The following is a 20,815-nucleotide window of genomic DNA, read 5'->3' on the forward strand; positions in this document are numbered from 1 at the left end:
TTTAGTTGGTCAGGTGAATAGGGGAGTGTTTCGTGAACTGATGTATGTGTTGCGACCGCTCAGACTTACCAAGAAGTGCGTCGAGGTATTCACGCTGCCACCACTGCGCGTCGTGGTCTGTGACGCGCTTCAAGAGCTTGCGGTGACGCAATTGCCGCTCGGCCAACGGCATGGTTGCCGCCTTGTGAATAGCTTGCGCTACATCATTGATATCGTAAGGATTTACGATCAGTGCCTCGCTCAATTCCTCGGCAGCGCCGGCAAATTTCGACAGTATGAGTATCCCCGGATCATCGTCGTCCTGTGCAGCAACATATTCCTTGGCAACAAGGTTCATTCCGTCACGCAGTGGTGTAATGAGACCAATAAGGCTGGACTTGAACAACGGGGCTAACTTGGCTCGCGCAATACTGCGATTTATGTACTGGATCGGTGCCCAATTGAAGTCCGCGAACTTGCCATTGACCCCGCCTGCAAGCTGTTCAAGCTCCGATTTGATGTCGCCATAGGCTGTGACATCCTCTCGCGAAGGCGAAGCAATCTGCAAATACTCTGCATGGCCTTGGTATTCCGGATAAAGATCGAGGAACTTGCGAAATGCCTTTATGCGATGCGGCAGTCCTTTCGAATAATCCAGACGGTCGGCCGATATGATCTGGAAGCGCTTGAGCGTCTTGCGGCGCATACGCTCCAACTCTACCGTGTCATCTGGTTTGCTGGAGGTCTGGGCAAACTGCTTTACATCAATCCCAATGGGAAAATGTCCAACATGAACTATCCGCTCTCTTACCTGCACCAGTTCCGGTGAAATGACATCGGCGTCGGAATGTTCTTTCAGGTAACGATGAAAATTCTGGACATCATTTACCGTTTGAAATCCTACGAGATCATATTGGAGCAGGCAATAACGCAGCCATTCATGCCGCGGAACGGCGGAGAACACATCTACCGAAGGAAACGGGATGTGCAGGAAGAACCCGATCTTGTTCTCGCAACCATTCTTGCGCAGTTCAGCGGCCATCGGGATCATGTGGTAATCATGAATCCAGATGACATCGTCTGGTTCAAGCAGTGGTGCAAGAGTGGCCGCAAACCGCTCATTTACGGACGCGTAGCAGTCGGCAAACTCAGTTCGATAATCCATCAGATCAAGACGATAATGAAACGCTGGCCAGAGAACCTTGTTTGAAAACCCGAGGTAATATTTTTCGTGCTCATCGGGGGTGAGGGATGTGGTGACAGTAGTGACGTTGCCATGCTTCTCACTTTTGGTCGACGAAACGTCGTCTGAGATGCGCCCATCCCACCCCATCCACAGCCCGCCTTGGCTCTTTAAAGCATCCACAATTCCAACTGTTAATCCACCTGCCTGTGATTTTTTGGCGAGGTTCGCCGTTCGGTTTGAAACAACAACCAACCGTCCCATGATGAGTCCCTTGCATTCGCGTTAAGTAAGGCCAACCCGCTCAGGCGCAGATGGTTCCGAATTTTGATCGAGATTGAACCATTTGCGTTCAATTGAGTTCAACCAGTGAACTTCAATTCAAAAAACACGGCGGATACTTTGATTATAAAATCTGAAAAAACGGGTGTTCTCCCGATTAGCCTTCATGAATGGGCAGTGTTTCTGGATATTGACGGAACACTGATCGATCTTGCCTCTACACCAACAGGGATTGTTATCCCGGAAGAGTTACCGGCTCAGCTCAAAGCCCTTTCCGGGCTGGTTGATGGTGCAATGGCGCTCGTAACCGGGCGGTCAGTTGAATCGGTTGATTCAATGTTTGCTCCCTATCAATGCACGGTTGCAGGCATGCATGGATCTGAGGTTCGAGGCCCGTCAGGAAATATCAGTAGAAAAATGATTGATCGCACTGCTCTTGATCAAGCCCGGCAGGAGCTTGAAAAGCTGACTTCAAGATGGCCGCAAACCATCATTGAAGATAAGGGGTTGGCTATTGCAATGCATTATCGCCTTGTTCCCGAGGCGGAAAGAGCGGTGCAGGCTACAATGTCCACGATCCACTCCAGATTGGGAGAGGGATGGAAACTCCAAAGTGGAAAGATGGTCGTTGAGTTGCTTCCATCCGGTACGGATAAGGGCTCTGCCATTGCCGATTTTATGAGTATGCCCCCCTTCAAAGGGAAAAAACCTTTGGCGATCGGTGATGACCTCACAGATGAGGCGATGTTTCATTTCGTCAATGCTTCAAACGGCTGTTCCGTCAGGGTAGGCGAGGCACTTTTCCAAAGTGATGCGCAGCACAAAGTTCAGTCTGCCAGTGAGGTGCGGACATGGATTGCAGCGATGACTGCCTCAAATCAAGAGCAGAAGGCCGTTTGAGATCGACAACCTCTTGGTTCCTTACTCAGGAACGACGCGCCAGATTGTATTACCAACATCATCTGCGACGAGCAGCGCGCCCGTCTTGGCGATGGCAACTCCAACCGGCCGACCAAGTGCTTCATCCTGTTCGCTTATGAATCCCGTCAGAATATCTTTTGGAGCACCGTTTGGTTTGCCGCCAGCGAAGGGCACGTAAATCACTTTATAGCCGCTTCTTGGCTTACGGTTCCATGAGCCATGCTGGCCAACGAAAGCACCGTTTTGATATTCTGATCCCAGTAGCGATCCTGTGTTGAATGTAAGGCCGAGCGATGCTGTGTGCGGACCGAGGGCGTAGTCGGGCTTGATGGCCTTCGCGACCAGTTCGGGATTTTGAGGCTTCACCCGCACATCAATATTCTGGCCATAATAGCTGTAAGGCCAGCCATAAAATCCGCCGTCTTTAACCGATGTCATATAGTCGGGCACGAGGTCACTGCCGATTTCGTCGCGTTCATTGACTGCTACCCAAAGCTCTCCGCTGTCAGGATTCCAGGAAATGCCGTTGGGATTGCGCAATCCCGATGCGAAGACTCGCTGTTGGCCCGTGGCAAGATCAATCTCCAAAACGCCCGCCCTGTCTTTCTCTGCATCCATACCGTTTTCGCCAACATTGCTGTTGGATCCAACCGTCGCATAGAGCTTTTTGCCATCGGGGCTGGCAACAACATCCTTGGTCCAGTGGTGATTGATCGGTCCACCTGGCAAATCAGCGATCTTCTCCGGAGCGGCAGTGGCTTCCATATCCCCCTCCGCATAAGGGACCGCGACGATGCCATCGGCATTGGCCACGTAAAGTTTTCCGTTTGCCAGCGTCATGCCAAACGGCGAATGCAAACCTTGCAGGAAAGTCTTTTGTATCTCTGCCACACCGTTATTATCTGCATCGCGCAACAATATAATTCGATCTGCACTTTTAACCGCTGCGCCGGCTTGGCCCATTACAACGCCCATCACCCAATTTCGGATACTGAACCCTTGTTCTTCCTTGGCAGGAGCATTGCTTTCGGCCACAAGAACGTCGCCGTTTGGCAAAACATGGATCATACGCGGATGATCAAGGTCCTTGGCGAGCGCATTGACCTTCAAACCTGACGCGGCCTTTGGCGTGACACCTTCCGGCCATTTGCTGGCTTTTGCAATATTTACGGTCGGGATAGGTTTGGGATTAGGAGCAGGAAGCGTGGGGTTTGGCCCATAACCCTGTTCGATTGCAACTGTTGCCGATTCCTGTGAGTAGAAATAGACGCCCCCGGCGCCAAGCCCGGTAAGTACAACAAGTGCCAACACAACTTTAGCAAGAGTTTTCATCGATTTATCCTTTGATGCCGAGTTACATCTTAATGCTTATAATGGATGAGTGTTCCATGCCTTGCTGTTCGGAGCGATCCATAATGTTTTGCGGAACCTGATCGCCATCGCAACGTTGAATTCGGACAGGAGAAAACAAATGACCGAAACAACATTGCTTACAGATCATCAGGCTATTCGGGACTGGGCCGGTGCCCGTTCCGGAGTGCCCGCCATACGCGATGCAGCGGAGCTTATAGGCATCACCGAACCGGTGCTGATGATAGAATTCGGACAGCAGGCATACGAAGATAATGACGATAGCGGTTCAGACCGGCCTGATGAACTGGGACGCCCACGGCTGGTGGAGTGGGACGAATGGTTTCAGCTATTCGATGAAAAGCAACTGGCGCTTGTTGTTGCTTCTGAAGTTGAGGGGCAACGCGACGAATTTCATGAGCTTGTGCGCAAATAGCATCGCTTGAAACTTGAGAGCGTAAAACAAATCTGACCGTGGGTTGATCCTTGCGGGTTCGGAATGTAAATAGAAGCATTGGATTTTGGATCGTCTGACTTTGTTCTACGCGTTTAGCGCTTCGACAAGCTCCTTCTTCAAAACTCGATTAATTAGAGGCACTCGCTAACGCGTTTGCCAGTTGTTGCTGCTAGACGGAGGTCCATCATGGCCACAGGCACAGTTAAATGGTTCGATTCGACAAAAGGTTTTGGTTTCATTCAGCCGGATGACGGCGGAACAGACGCTTTTGTTCACATCTCTGCGGTTGAACGCGCTGGTTTGCGTAACATCGTTGAAGGTCAAAAGATCAGCTACGAGCTGGTTCGCGACAAGAAGTCTGGCAAGATGTCGGCTGACCAGCTCGCAGCTGTATAAATAACAAGCACGGTATTCGCTTGGCGAGTTCCGTGATACGACCAAAGAGAAAGGCTGGGCCGGTGTCCGGCCTTTCTTCATCGAACGGCAATTGAAAAGCCAATTGTTTGCAACGACAGGACTACTTTCTATTGAAAAATCTTAAAGAATTGAATGAACGCCGCGCCGCGGCGATAGAAGCGAAAAAGCTTCTGCTGAAGAAATTTGAGTCGGCACCCAAGGCTGATGATCCGGAAGTGATTGCGAAGCGTGCTGAACGCGAAGCTATCATTGCTGCACGTGAAGCAAGAAAAGCTGAGCGTGACCGCTTGGCGAAGATAGAAGAAGAACGCAAGCTTGCGGAAGCCGAAGCTGTTGCGCAAGCGGCTGCTGCTGAAGCAGAGGCGAAAGCCGCAGAAGCAAAGAATCGCATCGCGCGCGTTGTTCTCGATGAAGCGGAACGAAAGGCGGAACGTGACCGCCGCTATGCAGCCCGCAAAGCCAAGCAGCGCTAATATCGTCCTCTCCTTTTAGTTCCAGTTGGCTCCACAGTTCTGAAACTGTGGAGTGTTTTCGGTTGTGTTTTTGAAAATATAACGCTGGCTATCTACTGCTTGGCGATATATCCATGAAAATATTACGGTGGAACAAAAGAGAGAACTTGAGATGAGCGTTAATTGGCGTGAATTGGCTAAACGAGCCGCTACTATCCTAACAGTTTTGTTGCTGGCCACGTCTTTGCAAATCGGGCCATTATTGGCAGCCGAGAAGGTCACAGTCTTTGCGGCGGCAAGTCTTAAAAATGCGCTCGATGATGTCACGGCTGCATGGAAGGCAGATTCCGGCAAAGACGTGACAACTTCCTATGCCGCAAGTTCGGCTCTGGCTAAACAGATCGAGTCCGGTGCTCCAGCCGACATTTTCATTTCTGCGGATCTGGATTGGATGGATTATCTTGCGGGCAAGAAGCTCATCAAGGAAGACACACGCACAAGCCTTCTTGGCAACAGCATCGTTCTCGTAGCCTCTAAAGACAAGGCGGAGCCTGTCGAACTCAAAAAAGGCTTCGATTTGGCAAAGCTTCTTGGTGATGGCCGTCTGGCTATGGGTGCAGTCGAGTCTGTTCCTGCGGGCAAATATGGCAAGGCCGCACTGGAATCTTTGGGCATCTGGTCGTCTGTGGAAAGTAAAGTCGCCGGTGCAGAGAGTGTTCGTGCTGCATTGCTGTTGGTTTCGCGTGGCGAAGCACCTTACGGTATCGTCTACAAGACTGATGCTGCAGCCGACAAAGAAGTAGCAATTGTCGGCACGTTCCCCGAAGACAGCCATAAGCCAATTGTCTACCCAATCGCCATCCTTGCTGACAGCAAGAATGCCGATGCTGTGTCACTGCTGGATTATATAAAATCAGATAAAGCTGTGCCATTGTTCGAGAAACAAGGTTTTACAGTATTGAAATAACAGCAGGCTCCAGTCGAGAGCTGCGGCAAAAGAAAAAGCGAGCTCTTGATTTGGACTGGTTCTCGTTAAGCAATGAGGAGTGGACGGCAGTTCATCTCAGTTTGCGTATTGCAACTGTGGCCATGATTGCCAGCTTGCCTTTTGGCATTGCCGTCGGTCTGTTGTTGGCGAGAGGCCATTTCTGGGGCAAATCACTTTTAAACGGACTGGTACATCTCCCGCTGATTTTGCCTCCGGTGGTAATAGGTTTTATCCTGTTAATCCTTTTCGGCAGACGCGGGCCTGTTGGTGCATTTCTCGCTGAAAACCTCGGGATTGTTCTATCGTTTAAATGGACAGGTGCAGCCTTGGCCTGTGCGGTGATGGGGTTTCCTCTCATGGTCCGCAGTATCCGCCTTTCAATTGAAGCTGTCGATAGAGGGCTGGAGGACGCAGCTTCGACGCTGGGCGCCAGCCCGGTCTGGGTATTTATCACCGTAACTCTGCCGCTCGTCTTGCCGGGTATCATTGCCGGCATGATACTTTCATTTGCCAAGGCGATGGGCGAGTTTGGCGCGACCATCACTTTTGTCTCCAATATTCCCGGCGAAACGCAGACGTTATCAGCGGCGATCTACACCTTTACGCAAGTACCGGGCGGGGATGCCGGTGCATTCAGACTGACCATTATCTCTATAATTATTTCCATGGCCGCTCTGATGGCGTCCGAATTCATGGCTTATCTCGTCGGTCGCAAAGTGACAGCATCATGAAGCTGATATTCGAGGCGCGCCGAAAGCTCGGAGCATTTCAGCTGGATGCGGCATTCAATTCGGACGGTGGTGTGACTGCGTTGTTCGGTGCGTCAGGCTCAGGGAAGACCTCGGTAATCCGCATGCTGACCGGCCTGAGTCGGCCCGACGAGGGGCGTATTATCTTCGACGACGATGTGATCGTTGATACGGTGCGGGGAATATTCGTTCCAAAGCATAAACGCCGTTTTGGCGTTGTTTTTCAGGATGCTCGATTGTTTCCTCATCTTTCAGTCCGCCAGAATCTGAATTATGGTCGGTGGTTTGTTCCCAAGTCCAAACGGGATAGTTTCGCACCCATTGTCGATTTGCTGGGATTAAATTTTCTGCTAGACCGGCGGCCGGGCAATCTTTCAGGCGGCGAAAAACAGCGTGTCGCCATTGGCCGTGCACTTCTTTCCTCGCCGCGTTTACTATTGATGGATGAGCCGCTTGCCGCGTTGGACGAGACGCGAAAAGCCGAGATTTTACCTTATCTCGAAGCCCTTCGCGACAAGATGAATATCCCGATCATTTATGTCAGTCATTCGGTGACTGAAGTGGCGCGGTTGGCAGATAAGGTTATCGTCATGGACAACGGTGCCGTTGCTATGGCCGGAGCTGTGACCGATGTATTGAACCAGCCTTCAATATCAATGGTGCACAGCCGGAGAGAGGCCGGAACGCTCATAGAAGGCAAGGTTATTCATCACGATGCAAAGCATAGGCTGACGACGATTGGGTTTGAGTCGTCCCAGTTTTTTGTTCACGGACCCGAGGTGGCGGAGGGGAAAACTGTCCGCATGTACGTTTTGGCCAAGGATGTGATGCTTTCTACAGTTTATCCGCAAAGCGTTAGTGCCCTCAATATTCTGGAAGGGAAAATTGCGGCAATTCTGACAAATGCCGAGGGCACAGTAGATATACAGATAGATTGCCAGGGAGCGGCACTACTTTCCCGGATAACCACGCTTTCGCGCGATAGGATGATGTTGAGGGAAGGAATGACGATTTACGCCATCATAAAGACTGTAGCGCTCGAGCCGCGGTAAGCCATTCTTGTTTTCCCCGGCATCAAGTCGTACATACTACCGATCGGTTTTATTTGGAAAATATCATGAAGGTAGCGCGAGAAGACATCGTCAAGGCAGCTCGGGAACTCTTTCGGCAATATGGCTATGCCGGGGCATCGATGCAGGCTTTGGCAACGAATGTCGGTTTGAAAAAAGCAAGCCTCTATATGCGGTTTGAAAACAAGGAAGCGCTGGTTCCCGAGGTAATGTCGCTTACATTGGCGGAGACCTTCGACGATCCTGCACTGGAAAACCCGGACTGGCGCATTGCCTATGCGGCGGCTCTCCAAGGCATTTCATCTGGTCTGATTGAGTCTAAGCGCTGCGTCGGACTGCATCTGGCCTATGGCGTCACAGATGAAACACCCGAGGCGAGGGAAGCTGTCCGCGACTTCTTTCTCGGGTCTCGAAAACGTTTGCAGGATATTCTTGCAATCGGAGTTGGAGCCGAACTCGCCGAGCAAATGGCAACCGATGCACTATTGCGTCTCGAAGGCGCTACCCTATGGCTGGCTACAATGGGTGATCAAGCTCCAATGAACCGTGCAGTCAAGGCGCTGATTGCCGAAGCAGAAGCCGCTACAGTAAACGCTGGCTCCTAGGCGGATAATCCTTCCAGGGCGCGTGCAATGCGCTGGTGCTCGGATTTTGCAATCGGAAGTATCGGTCGCGGGGGATTGGAATGCGTCAATCCCAATATATCCGCAGCGGCATACATCACGCGAATGCTCGTCAGCTCTTGAAATAAAGCCCAGAGTGGTTGCAAAAGTTCGTCTACCCGTTTGACTTCGCTATGATTTCCCGCTTTCGCGGCGTGTGTCAGTTCCAGACATGGAACAGGTAAAAGTCCGCCCGCCACGCTGTACCATGCATCGCCTCCAGCCATTAACGCATTTGCCGCATTCCAATCGCCGCTGAATCCAACAGAAAAGTCGGCGGAAACTGCGTCGCGAAGAGGCTTGATCACAGATGGCATTTCCGAAGCTGGCGCTCCGGGGTATTTTATAGCCACGATATTATCGATTTTTGACAGTCTCTCAATAAGCGCAACGTCGAATGTAAAATGCGTGGTTGTTGGATTGTTGTAGATGCATAGGGGAAGGCGAGTGGCGCCAGCCACCGAGACGTAGTGTTGAAACACCTCTTCACTGTTCAGCGGTGTATATGAGACAGGCGCAAGAAGAAGCCCTGACGCGCCTGCTTGTTCGGCATCTTTTGCGAATTGTTCCGACTCATTGGTGCGCAATGCGCCAACTCCGACGATGAGGGGAACTTCAGTTCCAACACTTTGCCTGGCGATCTCGATTGCTCGCTGCCTTGCTGCCCGATCAAGGTACATATATGTACCTGTACTTCCCAAAAGGCCGATAGAATCGACACGGGCATTTGCCAGTCGGCCGAGGATATTTGAAAGGCCATTTTCATCTATCCGGCCATTGTCATCGCAGGGCGTGATGGGAAACGCTGACAACCCATGGAAGATCGACGATTTCATGCTGATATCCTGAATGTGACGGAAGCTGGTTATGGTAGAATAGCTAGTGTCAAAATCTATCTAGCTCTCATCGTTCGCCGTCAACGGGGTTCCGGGACGGTAAAGCAAAATCTCGCGAATTTCGTAGACTGCCGTCGGATTGGCGCGGCGCAGGTCACGCGCTATCGCGACAGCGGCTTCAAGCGAGGGGCAATCGACAACATAGAGACCCAATAGTTGCTCTTTGGTTTCAGCAAAGGGACCATCGATTACTATCCCGGCATCTTTGCCGCGTAGCGTTACCGCACGACCCGTTGGGCCAAGCCGGGCAGCCGGTCCAAGAGTTTTTTCACTTACCAGACGCTCATTGACTGCCAGCAACTCGGTCATCAGCGCCGCATCTTCCTCTTTGGTCCAAGAGGTGACAATTTCTTCTTTGTGATAGGCCAGAATTGCGTAGAACATGAATTGCCCCCTCTTTTTTATGAATTGCGACCGGAACTCTAGTGGAAATGATCAACGCTGCAACTCGTTCGCGTAAAGGCAGGTCAAAAAAATGGGCCTTCCCCAGACAGGGAAAGCCCATTTTTAGAACACCGTTACGTCAAATATGATCAGCTGCAGCCGCTCGTGCTTCCGCATGTGTCGCACTTCAGACATGTGCCATTGCGCACCATCGTAAAGTTCGAGCATTCCGAGCAACTGTCGCCCGTGTAACCCTGCATCATCGATTTGATACGACGGTCAGAGATCACTTTCTTTGCGGCAGCTTTTGCTTCTTCGGCAGCAGCTTCCGCATCTGTATCCTCGAACAACGCCGCAGAGGGACTTGTCTCCGGGGAGACTTCCTTCGTCTGCTCCTCATAATCGCGTTTGAAGCCAGTCGATTCCTGAGTTGCTATGGCAATGGCAGGTTTTGTGGCGAGTGCCGTTGTTGAGCGGGCAGCGAGGGTTGTGACATTTGATGACGCAGTTGCCTTTGGCGCGCTGACCACGCCGGTCCCTCCTGCGTTGCTAAAACCCTTTGGATCAGCTTTGCTCGGTGAGACTACTGTTAGAGAAGCGCCGCGTGTCAGGCCTTTTGAAACCGGCTCTGCCTTGCCTTCGGAAATGCCGCGACCAAGCGATGTGTTTGAAAAGTCGGACTGATCCACATGGGCAAGATCATGGCGGTCAAGGTAGGAGACTGCCAATTCACGGAACAGGTAATCAAGGATCGACGTTGCGTTCTTGATCGCGTCATTGCCTTGAACCATGCCTGCTGGCTCAAACTTGGTGAAGGTGAATGCCTCGACATATTCTTCGAGTGGCACGCCATATTGAAGGCCAAGGGAAATCGCGATGGCAAAATTGTTCATCATCGCACGGAAGGCAGCACCTTCCTTGTGCATGTCGATGAAGATTTCGCCGAGACGGCCATCATCAAATTCGCCTGTCCGAAGATAGACCTTGTGACCGCCGACGACTGCCTTCTGGGTATAACCCTTACGGCGGTTCGGCAGTTTTTCGCGATCATGAACGTACTTTTCTACAATGCGTTCGACGATTTTCTCGGTGATCTGCACAGCGCGGGCTGCTGCTGGAGCTTCAACATAAGCCTCGATTGCATCGTCTTCATCTTCGTCCTCGTCAGCAAGCAGGGAAGAGTTCAGCGGCTGCGAAAGCTTTGAACCGTCACGGTAGAGCGCGTTTGCCTTGAGCGCCAACTTCCAGGAAAGCATATAAGCAGATTTGCAATCTTCGACTGTGGCTTCGTTGGCCATGTTGATTGTCTTGGAGATGGCTCCGGAAATAAACGGCTGTGCTGCAGCCATCATGCGGATGTGGCTATCAACAGAAAGATACCGCTTGCCGATCTTGCCGCATGGGTTGGCGCAATCGAACACAGGGTAATGCTCTTCCTTGAGGAAGGGGGCGCCTTCCAAAGTCATCGCACCGCAGATATGCACATTGGCCGCTTCAATTTCCTTCTTCGAGAAGCCGAGGGCTGGCAGTATTTCGAACGACATATCGTTGAGCTGCTCATCGGTAAAGCCAAGAACGTTCTTGGCGAAATCTTCGCCAATGGTCCATTTGTTCACTGCAAACTTGATGTCGAAAGCGGACTTCAGTGCCGTGTTGAGAGTTGCGATGATCTCGTCCGTAAAGCCCTTGGCTTTCAACGAACCGGGATTGATTGCCGGAGCCTGATTGAGATTGCCGTGGCCGACCGCATAAGCTTCGATCTCGGCGATCTGGCTTTCGGAGTAACCGAGCGTGCGCAGCGCTTCGGGAACGGCACGATTGATGATCTTGAAGTAACCGCCGCCAGCAAGCTTCTTGAATTTTACCAGTGCAAAGTCCGGCTCGATGCCTGTCGTGTCGCAATCCATAACCAAGCCGATTGTGCCTGTCGGTGCGATGACTGTGGCCTGCGCATTGCGGAAGCCATGCTTTTCGCCAAGTTCAAGTGCCTTGTCCCAAGCTGATTTTGCGTGAGTGACAAGGTCCTGATCCGGGCAATGATCTGCAATCAGTGCAACCGGATTAACTGCGAGGCCTTCATAACCCTGCTTTTCGCCATGGGCTGCACGGCGATGATTGCGGATGACACGCAACATGTTCGCTGCATTTGGCGCATAACCAGAGAAGGCACCAAGTTCTTTCGCCATTTCAGCCGACGTGGCATAGGAGATACCTGTCATGATCGCGGTGAGGGCCCCGCCAATGGCACGGCCTTCATCGCTGTCATATGGAATGCCGGAGGTCATCAGCAGGCCGCCAATATTGGCATAGCCAAGACCAAGCGTGCGATACTCGTAGGAGAGCTTGGCGATTTCCTTTGAAGGGAATTGCGCCATCATGACAGAAATTTCAAGAACGACGGTCCACAGGCGAGCGGTGTGCTCGTAGCCCGTGATGTCGAACTTACCATCCTTGCCGCGATAGGTGAGGAGGTTGATCGATGCGAGGTTGCACGCCGTGTCATCAAGGAACATATATTCCGAGCATGGATTGGATGCACGGATGGGACCGGCAGCCGGGCATGTATGCCAATCATTCATTGTCGTGTTGAAATGCAGACCCGGATCAGCTGAAGCCCAAGCGGCATAACCAATCTTTTCCCAAAGGTCACGGGCCTTCAGGGTCTTCATGACCTTGCCGTCCTTGCGGGCCGTCAGATTCCAGTCGCCATCGTTTTCGACCGCGCGCAGGAACTCGTCCTTCAAGGAAACCGAATTATTCGAGTTCTGGCCAGCGACTGTCAGATAGGCTTCTGAATCCCAATCCGTGTCGTAGGTCTTGAAATCGATATCCGTGTAACCCTGTTTTGCAAACTGGATAACGCGCTGTATGTAATTCTCAGGAACCTGGCTCTTCTTCGCAGCCTTGATTTCACGCTTCAAAGCGGGGTTTTTCAATGGCTCATAGCAATCGCCATTGTCAGCCTCGCAATTGACGCAGGCCTTCATGATTGCTGTCAGATGCTGCTTGACGATCTTGGAGCCGGTAACGAGAGCCGCTACTTTCTGCTCTTCCTTCACCTTCCAGTCGATATAGTCTTCGATATCGGGATGGTCGACATCGACGACAACCATTTTGGCAGCGCGTCGTGTCGTGCCGCCCGATTTGATAGCGCCAGCAGCGCGATCACCGATCTTCAGGAAAGACATAAGACCGGAGGAACGTCCACCACCGGAAAGTTTCTCACCTTCTCCGCGTAGATACGAGAAATTCGAGCCCGTGCCTGACCCATATTTAAAGAGACGTGCCTCACGAACCCAAAGGTCCATGATGCCGCCTTCGTTGACCAGATCGTCAGCGACGGACTGAATGAAGCAAGCGTGCGGCTGCGGATGCTCGTACGATGATTTTGATTTGGTGAGTTTGCCGGTTTCAGGATCGACATAATAATGTCCCTGACCGGGACCATCGATGCCGTAAGCCCAATGCAATCCGGTATTGAACCACTGAGGAGAATTAGGTGCAACGCGCTGGGTAGCCAGCATGTAGGCAAGTTCGTCACGGAAGGCGAGGGCATCGGCTTCGCTGTCGAAGTATTTGCCCTTCCAGCCCCAGTAGGTCCATGTTCCAGCCAGACGATCGAAAACCTGGCGGGCATCCATTTCAGAGCCATAACGTTCATCGACAGGCAATTCGGCCAAAGCTTCTTCGTCGGCAATTGAACGCCACAACCATGAAGGGACAGAATTTTCCTCAACCTTCTTGAGCTTGGCGGGAACACCGGCTTTGCGGAAATATTTCTGAGCCAGAATATCGGCAGCCACCTGACTGAACTGGGCTGGAACATCGATATTTTCGAGACGGAACACGACCGATCCGTTCGGGTTCTTGATTTCGCTGGTCGCTACGCGAAATTCTAGATCCGCATAAGCAGACTGGTTCTCTTTTGTAAAACGCCGTTCGATCCGCATTTTTCTGGTCCTTGTCTCTATATATAGTGTTCAACCGGCGCTATGTGAAGCGTTGAGCGTGCCATGAACACAATCCCACTATTCCTGGCCCAAATAAATGAAACCAGTCGCTGCATCCTGATCCGTATTCGATGCGGGTTAGCCGCATCATCTTCGGACCTGATGGCCCTCTTGACGCCTGTCCTGTGATTCTTGTCCCTTAAGGACTGTCACACTATCTGGTAGATATTCTGCCTGCAAACACTAAATATAGTGTTAATAAGAGAAAAATCCAAGCCTGTGGACAATCTTTCGCTCCCTCGTTGGTCACAATTCTACTGATCGTGTTTTCGTATGAAAACAGCGTCTAAGGCATTGTTCAAACTGGAAAAAGAGACCGGCTACCAACACTCCGGTCACGCTACTAACGCAACGGTCTCCTATAAAAAGTGACTCGCGTCAGGGCGTCAAGAAATAGTTTCTTACAAATTTATGACCGCAACATCTTGTGTGTCACATATGTGGATAACGGGGAGAACCAATTAGCCGCGTTGCTAAGACAGCGTGGCTCCAGGTCGGGTCGCGGCGAGGTCGAATGCGTAAGAATTATTTAGCGTGGAATTCGGTATGGGTCGAAACTCAACAGGAGAGCTTTTAACTCCGGCTCTTCTACCCGCAAAGCTGCTTCTTCGAGGCTGACCCACTCCAGGCGGCGTTCGCCGCGCTCAGGCCATTTCTTTTCCTGACGGGAAAATTCCAACGGAAAGACGTCTACAATGAAGTCACCGATTTCATCTTCGCACATATCGTCTTTTTCATAGCGATATGTGCCAACGGTGAATGGACTAATCTCGCCTCTTACGCCGGCCTCTTCAAATGCTTCCGCCTCGGCCGAACATGCAAAAGTTTTACCAACTTGCGGCCAACCTTTTGGCAACACCCAACGTCCGGTACCGCGGCTGGTAATCAGTAGAATTTCGAGAGTATCTTTTTTAAGCCTATACACAAGCGCAGCAACTTGCCGGACCCGGCCATCAGGCATCTCGATCCGTTTTGCAGTTACCAACTCGTCTTTATAGACTATGTTCAAGGCTCCACTCATTCTTTCTTGTGTTTTCAGCAAGTTTGAACCGATTCGTGCAAATCGCAATTGATCAACGGCTACAGTTATTTGCTTAAACGCGACTTGTGACATTTTTTTGAACAGCAGTGCAAAAAGATCACAACTATGAGGGGCGGGTAGTTGTTCCTTGGGTTTATTGATTTTTTCAGAATTGCGGATTTAGCGATCTCTAACCTTTGTGGCCCTTTGTGATTGGCTCCTGATAAGTCAGGCCCATGTCCCAGGGGAAATAAATCCAGGTATCCTGGGATACTTCTGTAACGAACGTATCGATGAGAGGGCGGCCCTTGGGTTTCGCGTAGACTGTAGCAAAATGCGCCTTTGGCATCATTGCGCGGACAATGGCGGCAGTTTTGCCAGTGTCTGTCAGGTCATCGATAACGAGAATTCCTTCGCCACCGTTTTCCAGAAGACGTGCATCGACGTCTTTGAGAACCTTGAGTTCTCCTTGTTCGTCGTAATCATGGTAGGAAGCGATGCAGACAGTCTCGATCATACGTATGCCAAGTTCCCGGCAAATGATGGCAGCGGGAACAAGGCCGCCTCGCGTAATGGCAACCATAGCGCGCCACTCACGTTCCATCCCTGCAACGCGCCATGCCAATGCGCGGGCATCGCGGTGAAATTGATCCCAGGAAACCGGAAAAGCTTTGTCGGGCAGGGACATGGGATACACTCCATAGATCAAGTGAGGAAGCGGGAAACCGCAAGGAATGCAACTCGCAATAGCGGGAAATGCTAGGGCATGGCAAGCAGCTTGCACCGTTTACCCACGCCTACCGTATCTAAATTGGCGGTTTGTGTCGCTTTAGCGCGACATTAGCGTCAGACAGGGCATGTCGGCCATGATGGAGGTGGTAACGCCGCCAAACACCCACTCTTTCAAACGGGACTGGCTATACGCGCCCATGACGAAAAGATTTGCCCCATTATCGGCAATTCTACGACGCAGGATTTTGTCGGTTGACTCGCCATTGGAATCGATAATCGATGGGTTGACGTTTACGCCGTGACGGCGAAGCGCATCGGAGAGTGGCGTGCCGGGTATATCGACGCTGGGATCATTGGATTTTCTTGGATCAACCCAAAGAATGTCCACGCTTTCCGCTTTGAGCAGCAAAGGCAGCGAATCGAATGCTGCACGCGAGGCTTCCCGCTTGCCATTAAAGGCTACGACGACACGATCAATTTTTTCAGGCAGAGGTGTTTTATAGGGAACGAAGAGCACTGGTCGCCCACTTTCCATAACCAAAGGGTCCGTAACGTCGTTGACGCTATCAGGGTCATTCGGGTCGGGCTGACCTGCAATAATAATATCCGCCCGTAAGGCGCTTTGCGTTACGCCAGCAGAGGGACTGCTGCTTTCCGAGCGCACAATGCGAAATTCATGTGAGATAGCTGTTTTTGCCATCTCCGCATTGAATGCGGATGTAATCACCGCAGAGTTTTCCTTGTGACGTTGCTCATGCGCCTCGAACAACGTCGTATCGGCAAACCCGGTAGGATCAGCGTAAACGATAGGGGAAGGAATTGTGTAAAGGCCAATGATGTGGGTTCGCTCACTCGATGAGGCGATCAATCTTGCCGCACCAATGACCCGTTTTGCTTCCCGCTCACTACGTATGAAAGCGATGATCGTGCGAAATGCCATTTTGGCCTCCATTGTCTTTGCGTCATCGAACCATGGCTAGCCACAGTATACAACTAGAATGGACCATGCCCTAGCTCGGAAGTTGCATTGCCTCCAGATTTGCGATCATGGCTTGCACCGCCGTTACCGCAGATGTCAGCTTCGTCACGTCTCTCGCACGGACCACAAGTTCCGTTGAAAAGCGGCCATTCTCATACTTCGGATACGACCCGATGATGGTGTCAGGGTGCTCTTTCTGGATATTACCCAGAGGAACAGCAATCGAGCCTTCACCAAACGGGCAGTTCACCGATTGCGAAAGTAGCTGCGTGCCTACTTTCAATGTGGGAATCACATTGTCGAGCATTGCCTGAAAGATGGATGGTACCCCTGCCATTACGTAAACATTCCCGATATTGAAGCCGGGTGCTGTTGAAACCGGATTATCGATATGTGTAGCGCCTTTTGGCATTCGTGCCATACGTTGGCGACTTTCGGTAAACTCAAGGCCTCTCGCAGCATAATTGTCGCCCATGATCTGCATTGCCTTGGCATCGTGCTCGCATGGAACGCCAAACGCTTTGGATATTGCATCGGCAGTTATGTCATCGTGGGTCGGCCCGATACCGCCAGAAGTGAAAACGTAGTCATAACGCTGGCGCAAAACATTCAACGCCTCGACGATGCGATCTTGTTCATCCGGAACGATGCGGACTTCCTCCAAATCGATCCCTACAGCAGTCAGAATATCGGCAAGGTGGCCAATATTCTTGTCTTTGGTCCGGCCGGACAGCAATTCGTCACCAATCGCGAGCATGGCTGCGGTTACAATTTCATTCTTTTCGGTCATCGAAAGACTCCTGATGGGAAAAGGAACGTAGTTCCCGAAACGGACAGCCGCAAGCCTGATCGATAAACCGTTTCCTGCTGGGAGTGCGTTCTCAACACATTGTGAAACAACAAAAAACCCGGCTGAAAGCCGGGTTCATGTTGGTGCGGACGGCGGGACTTGAACCCGCATGACCTATGGCCGACAGATTTTAAGTCTGTTGTGTCTACCGATTTCACCACGTCCGCGCGGTTATGCTTTTCAACGGTTCAATCGATTCCGTCAACGGTGTTTGTGCGAGTTGTCGTATTAATGAAATCAGGATGGCGTTGCAAAACCGGCTTGTCATCCCGATTTCAATTAATCCTCGACGAATACCTCATCGCGTTTTTTGCGGATGCTGGGCAGCAGCACGACAACAAGTACCGCGGCAGCAAGCAGCAATAGCGTCAAACTTATAGGACGGGTGACGAATGTTGAGGGATCGCCTCGTGACATGATCATCGCACGCCGCAGATGCTCCTCAAGTAGTGGGCCAAGTACGAAGCCGAGAAGCAATGGTGCTGGCTCGCAGCGTAACTTGGCCAGCACATAGCCGATCAATCCGAAGAAGGCCACGGCATAAAGGTCGAACACATTGGAGTTGACGCTATAGACGCCGATTGAGCAGAAGGCGATAATTGCCGGGAAAAGCATATAATAGGGGATAGTCAGCAGTTTGACCCACAGCCCTATCAGGGGCAAATTCAACAGGATCAGCATTAGATTGCCGATCCACATTGACGCAATAATACCCCAGAACAGGGCAGGCTGCTCAGTGGCAACGTTCGGTCCGGGCACGATTCCCTGAATGATCATCGCGCCAATCATCAACGCCATGACCGGATTTGCCGGAATACCAAGCGTCAGCATAGGAATGAACGACGTTTGCGCGCCTGCATTGTTGGCCGATTCCGGACCGGCAACACCGGCAATAGCACCTTTGCCGAACTCGCCCGGGGTTTTGGACATGCGTTTTTCAACGGTATAGGAGGCAAATGAAGCAAGGATAGCGCCGCCCCCCGGCAATATGCCGAGCGCCGAACCAATCGCGGTGCCGCGCAATATCGGCGCCGTCATTTCCTTCCAGTCCTGTTTGGTAGGCCAAAGGTTGGTAACCTTTTTGATCATCACATCACGATCATGCTCATTTTCGAGATTGCGCAGGATTTCTGCAATACCGAAGACACCAACGGCGACCGCGACGAAGTTCAACCCGTCAGATAGCTCCAGAATACCAAGATTAAATCTTGGCGTGCCAGTGTAGATGTCCGTTCCGACGAGCCCGAGCAACAGGCCAAGCACGACCATTCCGAGCGCTTTCACCACCGAGCCGTGAGCAAGTGCAATGGAAGAAACAAGACCGACGATCATCAGCGAAAAATACTCGGCGGAACCGAATTTCAAGGCTATCGCTGTCAATGGCGGAGCGAATACTGCGACCAATACCGTAGAAACAGTACCGGCAAAGAACGAGCCAATGGCTGCGATAGCCAATGCCGCACCCGCTCGGCCTTTCCTAGCCATTTGATAGCCATCAATGGCGGTTACGGCAGATGACGATTCACCGGGCATATTGATCAGGATGGCAGTGGTTGAACCGCCATATTGAGCACCATAGTAGATGCCTGCCAGCATGATCAGCGAAGAGACGGGCTCAAGCTGAAAAGTAATCGGCAAAAGCATGGCAATTGTTGCCGTTGCGCCGATACCGGGCAATACACCGATCAGCGTGCCGAGCATTACGCCGATCAGGCAGAAGAAAAGGTTCCAAGGGGCACCGGCAGTAGTAAACCCAAGGACGAGATTGTTAAAGAGTTCCATGATACGTCCTCACTGTCCGAGCCAAGGGCCGAAGCGGCGGAATGGCAGTCCCAATGCATAGCTAAAGACAATGACGGAGAAGATCGTCAGGCCTCCGACAAGAAGCAGTGCCATGCCGGGTCGCATTTTGGTACTGGCAAAAGCCGCGATCAAAGCGGTCAAAAACAGCGAGGGAACAAATCCCAGACCGCGAACAGTCAGCCCGAAAAAAATGGGCGCAGGAAGAATGAACATCATTCCCCGCCATGCAATCGGTCCCATTGGCTCGTGTTCGATCTGCGTGCCCTGAATGATAACAATGATACCCAGGACGATGAGGATGCCGGCCAGTACGAATGGGAAGTAGCCGGGACCCATGCGGAAGGCTGTGCCCAGCTCTAGCCCATAGGCCTGTATCGCAAAGAACAAGCCAACAAGAATGAATAAAACACCGCATACGATGTCGCGTGAGCTGAAACTCAAGGATTTCATGTATCCCCCAATCGCCGTTAGCCGACGCTATTTGAAAATGAAAAGGGACCGGGGCATTCGTCAATGCCCCGGCTAATTCTGATATTAGTCTGCGTATTGGCCAGCAGCCTCAATAATAGGCTTCCAGCGTCCCACTTCGCTTTCCAGCTTGGACTTCAAACCGGCAGGAGTTGCTTCGGCGTCAGTCACCGGAACTGTACCAAGCTCTGCAAAGCGAGCGATCACATTCGGATCCTTGAGCGCCTTTTGCAGCGATGCCGAGAGTTTCTCGGTCACATCGGCTGGTGTGCCCTTTGGAGCATAGATACCATGCCAGATACCAACCTGCATTCCTGGAAGGCCTGCTTCCTCAACGGTTGGGAGATCTGGAAGAGCGTCAAGCCGCTTGGCTGACGTGACAGCGTAAGCCTTGATCGTTCCGCCCTTGATCTGCTTGGTCGTGTTGGTCGTCTGATCGCACATCAGATCGACCTGCCCACCGAGCAGATCCGTCATTGCCGGACCTGTACCCTTATACGGGACGGTAACAAGAGGAACCTTGATTTCATTCATGAAAAGCATCCCGCAAAGATGAGAAGCCGCGCCAATACCTGCGTTTGCAAGGCTGATTTTGTCAGCGTTGGCCTTCACATATTCAACGAGCCCCTTGAGATCGGTGGCTTCGAAGTCTTTCTTCGCAACGATGGTCATGGGAACGTCGGTAACGAGACCGACATACTCAAATGCGTTGAGCGTATCGTATGGAAGCTTGCGGTAGAGAGTGGCACTGGTTGCCATGCCGATGTGGTGCAGGAGCAGCGTGTAACCATCTGCTTCTGCCTTGGCCACTTGCGATGCACCAAGAGTTCCACCTGCACCGCCAACATTTTCCACGATAATCTGCTGTCCAAGATCCTTGGACATCGATTCAGCAATCAACCGCGTAACCGTGTCGGTGGGGCCGCCAGCGGCAAATGGCACAACCATTGTAATATTCCGCTCGGGATAGCCCTGAGCAAAGGCCGCACTTGAAGTCATTGCAACTGTCGCGGTTGCCGCCAATGAAATGAGTATTTTACGCATTAATGTTCCTCCCAGAATAAAGCTTGTTAGTAGATTTCGCTTTCTTTTACTGAACAGATATTTGCTGGCTTTCTCCATCGGTCAGCAGAATCTGTTTCAATGCAATGTTAATTCTCTA

General features: G+C 51.6%; 20 protein-coding genes and 1 tRNA gene. 8 read left to right on the top strand and 13 right to left on the bottom strand.

Translation table 11 applies throughout. The features are described from left to right. Position 1: 1 nt before the first annotated feature. On the bottom strand, positions 2-1,426 hold the full coding sequence (locus ABKW30_RS15000) for a trehalose-6-phosphate synthase (protein ID WP_348599706.1): 1,425 nt from the start codon (positions 1,424-1,426) through the stop codon (positions 2-4). A 105-nt stretch (positions 1,427-1,531) separates the two neighbouring features. Here ABKW30_RS15000 and otsB point away from each other — a divergent pair, with 105 nt between their 5' ends. Further along, the gene (gene otsB / locus ABKW30_RS15005) at positions 1,532-2,344 is read left to right on the top strand and encodes a trehalose-phosphatase (protein ID WP_348599707.1); all 813 of its coding nucleotides are present in this window, start codon (positions 1,532-1,534) and stop codon (positions 2,342-2,344) included. A 21-nt stretch (positions 2,345-2,365) separates the two neighbouring features. On the opposite strand, the gene ABKW30_RS15010 is transcribed toward otsB, so the two are convergent. After that, positions 2,366-3,697, bottom strand: coding sequence for a sorbosone dehydrogenase family protein (locus ABKW30_RS15010; protein WP_348599708.1), 1,332 nt, complete (start codon positions 3,695-3,697; stop codon positions 2,366-2,368). A 139-nt stretch (positions 3,698-3,836) separates the two neighbouring features. Between ABKW30_RS15010 and ABKW30_RS15015 the strand changes: the two genes are divergently transcribed. The 7 genes from ABKW30_RS15015 (at position 3,837) to ABKW30_RS15045 (ending at position 8,453) form a co-directional block, all read left to right on the top strand. Next, positions 3,837-4,151 carry a hypothetical protein gene (locus ABKW30_RS15015; protein ID WP_348599709.1) on the top strand — a complete coding sequence of 105 codons (315 nt, stop codon included), beginning with the start codon at positions 3,837-3,839 and terminating at the stop codon, positions 4,149-4,151. A gap of 207 nt (positions 4,152-4,358) precedes the next feature. Next, a complete protein-coding gene (locus tag ABKW30_RS15020) occupies positions 4,359-4,568 on the top strand; it encodes a cold-shock protein (protein ID WP_008126707.1) in 210 nt (69 codons plus the stop codon). Positions 4,569-4,699: 131 nt separating this feature from the next. After that, entirely contained in the window at positions 4,700-5,062 is a 363-nt protein-coding gene (locus ABKW30_RS15025) for a DUF6481 family protein (RefSeq protein ID WP_348599710.1), read from the top strand. A 151-nt stretch (positions 5,063-5,213) separates the two neighbouring features. Then, a complete protein-coding gene (gene modA / locus ABKW30_RS15030; RefSeq protein ID WP_348599711.1) occupies positions 5,214-6,008 on the top strand; it encodes a molybdate ABC transporter substrate-binding protein in 795 nt (264 codons plus the stop codon). A 50-nt stretch (positions 6,009-6,058) separates the two neighbouring features. Beyond that, positions 6,059-6,760: a molybdate ABC transporter permease subunit gene (gene modB / locus ABKW30_RS15035; protein WP_348599712.1), complete on the top strand. Its 702-nt coding sequence runs from the start codon at positions 6,059-6,061 to the stop codon at positions 6,758-6,760. Further along, entirely contained in the window at positions 6,757-7,830 is a 1,074-nt protein-coding gene (modC, locus tag ABKW30_RS15040; protein WP_348599713.1) for a molybdenum ABC transporter ATP-binding protein, read from the top strand. Before modB ends, modC begins: the two co-directional genes overlap by 4 nt. A gap of 65 nt (positions 7,831-7,895) precedes the next feature. Further along, the gene (locus ABKW30_RS15045) at positions 7,896-8,453 is read left to right on the top strand and encodes a helix-turn-helix domain-containing protein (protein WP_348599714.1); all 558 of its coding nucleotides are present in this window, start codon (positions 7,896-7,898) and stop codon (positions 8,451-8,453) included. Here ABKW30_RS15045 and ABKW30_RS15050 read toward each other — a convergent pair. From ABKW30_RS15050 to ABKW30_RS15100, 11 genes are all read right to left on the bottom strand, one after another. Beyond that, positions 8,450-9,346 carry a dihydrodipicolinate synthase family protein gene (locus ABKW30_RS15050; RefSeq protein ID WP_348599715.1) on the bottom strand — a complete coding sequence of 299 codons (897 nt, stop codon included), beginning with the start codon at positions 9,344-9,346 and terminating at the stop codon, positions 8,450-8,452. The genes ABKW30_RS15045 and ABKW30_RS15050 overlap by 4 nt on opposite strands. Before the next feature lie 60 nt (positions 9,347-9,406). Next, positions 9,407-9,790: a YciI family protein gene (locus ABKW30_RS15055; RefSeq protein WP_348599716.1), complete on the bottom strand. Its 384-nt coding sequence runs from the start codon at positions 9,788-9,790 to the stop codon at positions 9,407-9,409. Positions 9,791-9,939: 149 nt separating this feature from the next. After that, the gene (locus ABKW30_RS15060) at positions 9,940-13,740 is read right to left on the bottom strand and encodes a vitamin B12-dependent ribonucleotide reductase (protein WP_348599717.1); all 3,801 of its coding nucleotides are present in this window, start codon (positions 13,738-13,740) and stop codon (positions 9,940-9,942) included. 589 nt (positions 13,741-14,329) lie between these two features. Further along, on the bottom strand, positions 14,330-14,821 hold the full coding sequence (locus ABKW30_RS15065; protein ID WP_348599822.1) for an NUDIX hydrolase: 492 nt from the start codon (positions 14,819-14,821) through the stop codon (positions 14,330-14,332). 190 nt (positions 14,822-15,011) lie between these two features. Next, positions 15,012-15,509, bottom strand: coding sequence for a xanthine phosphoribosyltransferase (gene gpt, locus ABKW30_RS15070; RefSeq protein ID WP_348599718.1), 498 nt, complete (start codon positions 15,507-15,509; stop codon positions 15,012-15,014). Positions 15,510-15,650: 141 nt separating this feature from the next. Beyond that, positions 15,651-16,493: a universal stress protein gene (locus ABKW30_RS15075; protein WP_348599719.1), complete on the bottom strand. Its 843-nt coding sequence runs from the start codon at positions 16,491-16,493 to the stop codon at positions 15,651-15,653. Positions 16,494-16,563: 70 nt separating this feature from the next. Next, the gene (locus ABKW30_RS15080) at positions 16,564-17,322 is read right to left on the bottom strand and encodes a competence/damage-inducible protein A (protein ID WP_348599720.1); all 759 of its coding nucleotides are present in this window, start codon (positions 17,320-17,322) and stop codon (positions 16,564-16,566) included. A gap of 141 nt (positions 17,323-17,463) precedes the next feature. After that, positions 17,464-17,549 (bottom strand) — tRNA-Leu (locus ABKW30_RS15085). A 112-nt stretch (positions 17,550-17,661) separates the two neighbouring features. Next, positions 17,662-19,164, bottom strand: coding sequence for a tripartite tricarboxylate transporter permease (locus tag ABKW30_RS15090; protein ID WP_348599721.1), 1,503 nt, complete (start codon positions 19,162-19,164; stop codon positions 17,662-17,664). Between the two features lie 9 nt (positions 19,165-19,173). Beyond that, a complete protein-coding gene (locus ABKW30_RS15095) occupies positions 19,174-19,635 on the bottom strand; it encodes a tripartite tricarboxylate transporter TctB family protein (RefSeq protein ID WP_348599722.1) in 462 nt (153 codons plus the stop codon). An 84-nt stretch (positions 19,636-19,719) separates the two neighbouring features. Next, positions 19,720-20,697, bottom strand: a complete 978-nt coding sequence (locus ABKW30_RS15100; RefSeq protein WP_348599723.1) for a tripartite tricarboxylate transporter substrate binding protein BugD — start codon at positions 20,695-20,697, stop codon at positions 19,720-19,722. Between the last annotated feature and the right edge of the window lie 118 nt (positions 20,698-20,815).

Origin of the sequence: Phyllobacterium sp. SB3, from assembly GCF_040009165.1 — a bacterium.
GTDB lineage: Bacteria > Pseudomonadota > Alphaproteobacteria > Rhizobiales > Rhizobiaceae > Phyllobacterium.